A 4,652-nucleotide genomic window follows, 5' to 3' on the forward strand; every position below is an offset into this window, starting at 1 on the left:
AGTGGAGTGGCTGACGGATAATGGTTCATGCTACCGGGCTAATGAAACACGCCAGTTCGCCCGGATGTTGGGACTTGAACCGAAGAACACGGCGGTGCGGAGTCCGGAGAGTAACGGAATAGCAGAGAGCTTCGTGAAAACGATAAAGCGTGACTACATCAGTATCATGCCCAAACCAGACGGGTTAACGGCAGCAAAGAACCTTGCAGAGGCGTTCGAGCATTATAACGAATGGCATCCGCATAGTGCGCTGGGTTATCGCTCGCCACGGGAATATCTGCGGCAGCGGGCTTGTAATGGGTTAAGTGATAACAGATGTCTGGAAATATAGGGGCAAATCCAATTTAAATGATTAATAGATTGCATGGAGATACTGAATGAAGCGTGAAGAAATCGCTGATCTGATGGCGTTTGTCGTCGTTGCAGAGGAGCGTAGCTTCACTCGTGCAGCAGCCCGCCTGAGCATGGCGCAGTCAGCTTTAAGCCAGATAGTGCGTCGTATAGAAGAACGATTGGGATTGCGGCTTCTGACGCGAACCACGCGCAGCGTTGTTCCAACTGAAGCGGGCGAGCATCTTTTGTCTGTTCTTGGCCCTATGTTGCATGACATAGATTCAGCCCTGGCATCCCTGAGCGAGCTGCAGAACCGCCCATCCGGGACAATACGTATTACTACTGTAGAACATGCAGCAAAAACGATATTGTTACCAGCAATGCGCACATTCCTGAAATCGCATCCTGAAATTGATATTCAGCTCACCATTGATTATGGTTTGACCGATGTCGTTTCTGAACGTTTTGATGCAGGCGTCCGTCTGGGTGGGGAGATGGATAAAGATATGATCGCCATTCGAATCGGGCCAGATATACCAATGGCTATTGTTGGCTCACCGGATTATTTTTCTCGCCGAAGTGTTCCAACGTCAGTGTCACAATTAATAGATCATCAGGCAATTAATTTGTATCTTCCCACATCGGGTACAGCAAATCGCTGGAGATTAATACGCGGTGGACGTGAAGTTCGTGTTCGCATGGAAGGTCAGCTTTTACTGAATACGATAGACCTGATCATTGATGCTGCAATTGATGGGCATGGATTGGCGTATCTACCTTATGATCAGGTTGAGCGGGCTATTAAAGAAAAAAAACTGATACGTGTTTTGGATAAATTCACACCAGATTTACCCGGTTATCACCTGTACTATCCACACCGTCGACATGCTGGCTCGGCATTCTCATTATTTATAGATAGGCTGAAGTATAAAGGTGCTGTTTAGCACTACTTGCTGATACATTAATTTAATTTCTCTCTTAACGTATTCTCAGTTCCTTTCAACGTTTTGGTTATTTTTTATTCTTCGTACAATGGCGACAGATGCTGATTTTGATACCGAAAACTGGTTTGAACGTGCGAAGCCTGAACGTAGTATTCGGTGTTCTATGTGCTTTGCCGCATTTTGGCGTCGATTATTTACACTAAATCTGATTTAATATATTGATACATAAAACATTTTATGCTTCCTGTGTCACTTTTTTGATGGAAGTTGTTTGCATTTCTTTAAGGCGAAACAAATAATTACGCATCAATTTTAATGTCGGTTAGAGGGAAACTTATGAAGCACTCTGTTTCAGTCACGTGTTGTGCGCTGTTGGTCAGCAGCATTTCTCTTTCGTATGCTGCAGAAGTTCCGAGCGGCACAGTACTGGCAGAGAAGCAGGAGCTGGTGCGCCACATTAAAGATGAGCCTGCGTCGCTGGATCCCGCTAAAGCCGTGGGCCTGCCAGAGATTCAGGTCATTCGCGATCTGTTTGAAGGACTGGTGAATCAGAACGAGAAAGGGGAGATTGTCCCCGGCGTTGCGACTCAGTGGAAAAGTAATGACAACCGTATCTGGACTTTTACCCTGCGCGATAACGCAAAATGGGCGGATGGCACACCGGTAACGGCGCAAGATTTTGTCTACAGCTGGCAGCGTCTGGTGGACCCGAAAACGCTATCGCCATTTGCATGGTTTGCCGCGCTGGCGGGAATCAACAACGCACAGGCGATTATTGATGGTAAAGCTACGCCTGACCAGCTTGGCGTCACCGCAGTTGATGCCCATACCTTGAAAATTCAGCTTGATAAACCGTTGCCGTGGTTTGTGAATTTAACCGCTAACTTTGCCTTCTTCCCGGTGCAAAAAGCCAACGTAGAAAGCGGTAAAGAGTGGACGAAACCCGGAAATCTGATCGGCAATGGCGCTTATGTTCTTAAAGAACGCGTAGTCAATGAAAAACTGGTCGTGGTACCGAATACCCATTATTGGGATAACGCCAAAACGGTACTGCAAAAAGTGACCTTCCTGCCAATTAATCAGGAATCCGCAGCCACTAAGCGTTACCTCGCGGGGGATATTGATATCACCGAATCCTTCCCGAAAAATATGTATCAGAAGCTGTTGAAGGATATTCCGGGGCAGGTTTATACGCCGCCGCAGCTCGGGACCTATTATTATGCGTTTAACACGCAAAAAGGGCCGACGGCAGATCAGCGCGTTCGCCTGGCATTAAGTATGACGATAGATCGCCGCCTGATGACCGAAAAAGTGTTGGGAACGGGCGAAAAGCCAGCGTGGCATTTTACACCAGATGTTACCGCCGGATTTACGCCGGAACCTTCGCCGTTTGAACAAATGAGTCAGGAAGAACTGAATGCGCAGGCAAAAACTTTGTTGAGCGCAGCTGGTTATGGTCCGCAAAAACCGCTGAAGCTGACGCTTTTGTATAACACTTCAGAAAACCATCAAAAAATTGCGATTGCTGTAGCATCGATGTGGAAAAAGAACCTTGGCGTAGATGTTAAATTGCAAAATCAGGAATGGAAAACCTATATCGATAGCCGTAACACCGGCAATTTTGATGTTATCCGCGCCTCATGGGTGGGGGATTATAATGAACCCTCCACTTTCCTGACATTATTAACGTCAACGCATTCAGGAAATATTTCACGCTTTAACAATCCGGCATACGACAAAGTTCTGGCCCAGGCATCGACGGAAAATACCGTTAAAGCGCGTAATGCCGATTACAACGCGGCAGAAAAAATCCTCATGGAGCAAGCACCGATTGCACCAATTTATCAATATACCAATGGACGATTAATCAAGCCGTGGCTGAAAGGTTATCCCATTAATAACCCGGAAGATGTGGCGTACAGCCGGATTATGTATATTGTGAAGCATTGATGTGATGGGAACTGGCGTTACCCTTGTGGATAACGCCAGTGATGTCTGATTTAGCGCCCCTGTTCCGGCGGTGTAATGTTATCCATATACAGCGTCTGGCTGGGGAAGGCAAAGTCCGCGCCGTGTGACTGCACAATATCGATAATCTTCAAATAAACGTCTTGTTGTGCAGCAAGCCATTCAGCCCATACCGTGGTTTTGGTAAAGCAATAAACCATAATATTCAATGACGAGTCGGCAAACTGGTTGAAATAAACCAGTAAGGTTTGTCGCTGGTCGATGGCCGGGTGATTTTTCAGCATCTCACGTACGGCTTCGACAATAACGCCCACTTTTGCCGCATCCTCATAACGTAAACCAATGGTCGTGGTAATGCGGCGGTTGGTCATTCGTCCTGGGTTTTCTACGCTGATCGACGAAAACAGCGAGTTCGGTACGTACAATGGACGATTATCAAAGGTCGTAATTTTGGTAATTCGCCAGCCAATTTCCGCTACTGTACCTTCGATATTTCTGTCCGGTGAACGGATCCAGTCGCCAATACTGAAAGGACGGTCGAAATAGAGCATGATCCCGGAAAAGAAATTACTCAGAATATCTTTACCGGCCATACCGACAGCCAGACCACCAATACCACCAAAGGTCAGCAAGCCAGAAAGGCTCATGCCGAAATGTTCGCCATAAAGCAGAACAAGCACCACAATAATGGTGATTTTGATAATGCGCGACATAATCCGCGCACTGGTGATATCGCGACCTTTTTTAATCTGCTGTTTTTCAAACTGATTAATCAGCAAAAATAGCTTAATCGTCAGAATAACCGCAATCAGGGACGTACAGATAAAATCGATAACGCCTGGGGTGATAAATTTGAGTTTATAGTTTTCTATAACATAATTAATAATGCTACCAACAGCACTGATAATTATGGTGTAGATTAAAAATTGCACCGCATGGAATAAAAAACCTTTTCTTTTACGATTTCCGCGGCGAAACCAAAAGCTCATCAGAATCAATGCTGCGCAGCTACCGAAAATAATGACCAGATTAAGCGCATTATTTGTAAACAGTTCAGCGATCATTGTTTTATCAGGCTCCTCCAGATAATTGTCGTCATGCCGGAACCCCCTGGCGGGGCTATTTTACCGCGACAATTCATTCAGATCATCAATAGTCAGGGAAGGAAGTAGCAACATTAGCTAACTGGTAATGCTGCCAACTTACTGATTTAGTGTATGATGGTGATTTTAAGGTGCTTGCGTGGCTTCCATTTCCATCAGATGTCCTTCCTGCTCCGCTACTGAAGGCGTGGTGCGTAACGGCAAAAGCACTGCCGGACATCAGCGCTATCTCTGCTCTCATTGCCGTAAAACATGGCAACTACAGTTCACTTACACCGCCTCTCAGCCCGGTACGCACCAGAAA

General features: G+C 46.2%; 5 protein-coding genes and 1 pseudogene. 5 read left to right on the forward strand and 1 reads right to left on the reverse strand.

What is annotated here, in order from left to right:
• The 4 genes and pseudogenes from BHE85_RS10785 to mppA all read left to right on the forward strand — a co-directional run.
• The coding region (locus BHE85_RS10785) for an integrase core domain-containing protein (RefSeq protein WP_000321149.1) at window positions 1–331 on the forward strand (331 nt) is incomplete at its 5' end.
• Between the two features lie 46 nt (window positions 332–377).
• Window positions 378–1,277, forward strand: coding sequence for a DNA-binding transcriptional regulator PgrR (gene pgrR, locus BHE85_RS10790; RefSeq protein WP_000817693.1), 900 nt, complete (start codon window positions 378–380; stop codon window positions 1,275–1,277).
• Window positions 1,278–1,374: 97 nt separating this feature from the next.
• Window positions 1,375–1,449, forward strand: a pseudogene (locus BHE85_RS28395) (epoxyqueuosine reductase QueH); the annotation flags it as partial.
• Window positions 1,450–1,613: 164 nt separating this feature from the next.
• Entirely contained in the window at window positions 1,614–3,227 is a 1,614-nt protein-coding gene (mppA, locus tag BHE85_RS10795) for a murein tripeptide ABC transporter substrate-binding protein MppA (protein ID WP_000683019.1), read from the forward strand.
• Between the two features lie 50 nt (window positions 3,228–3,277).
• Here mppA and ynaI read toward each other — a convergent pair whose 3' ends face one another.
• Window positions 3,278–4,309 (reverse strand): low conductance mechanosensitive channel YnaI, encoded by a 1,032-nt coding sequence (gene ynaI, locus BHE85_RS10800; RefSeq protein WP_000559900.1) that lies wholly within the window; start codon window positions 4,307–4,309, stop codon window positions 3,278–3,280.
• Between the two features lie 178 nt (window positions 4,310–4,487).
• Between ynaI and BHE85_RS10805 the strand changes: the two genes are divergently transcribed.
• On the forward strand, window positions 4,488–4,652 hold a 165-nt coding region (locus tag BHE85_RS10805; protein WP_047664789.1), incomplete at its 3' end, for an IS1 family transposase.

This window comes from Shigella sp. FC1567 (genome assembly GCF_001743015.1).
GTDB classification, from domain to species: domain Bacteria; phylum Pseudomonadota; class Gammaproteobacteria; order Enterobacterales; family Enterobacteriaceae; genus Escherichia; species Escherichia coli.

Coding starts and splice junctions, on each gene's coding strand:
- pgrR (WP_000817693.1), top strand. CDS start 378: ATGAAGCGTGAAGAAATCGCTGATCTGATGGCGTTTGTCGTCGTTGCA.
- mppA (WP_000683019.1), top strand. CDS start 1,614: ATGAAGCACTCTGTTTCAGTCACGTGTTGTGCGCTGTTGGTCAGCAGC.
- ynaI (WP_000559900.1), bottom strand. CDS start 4,309: ATGATCGCTGAACTGTTTACAAATAATGCGCTTAATCTGGTCATTATT.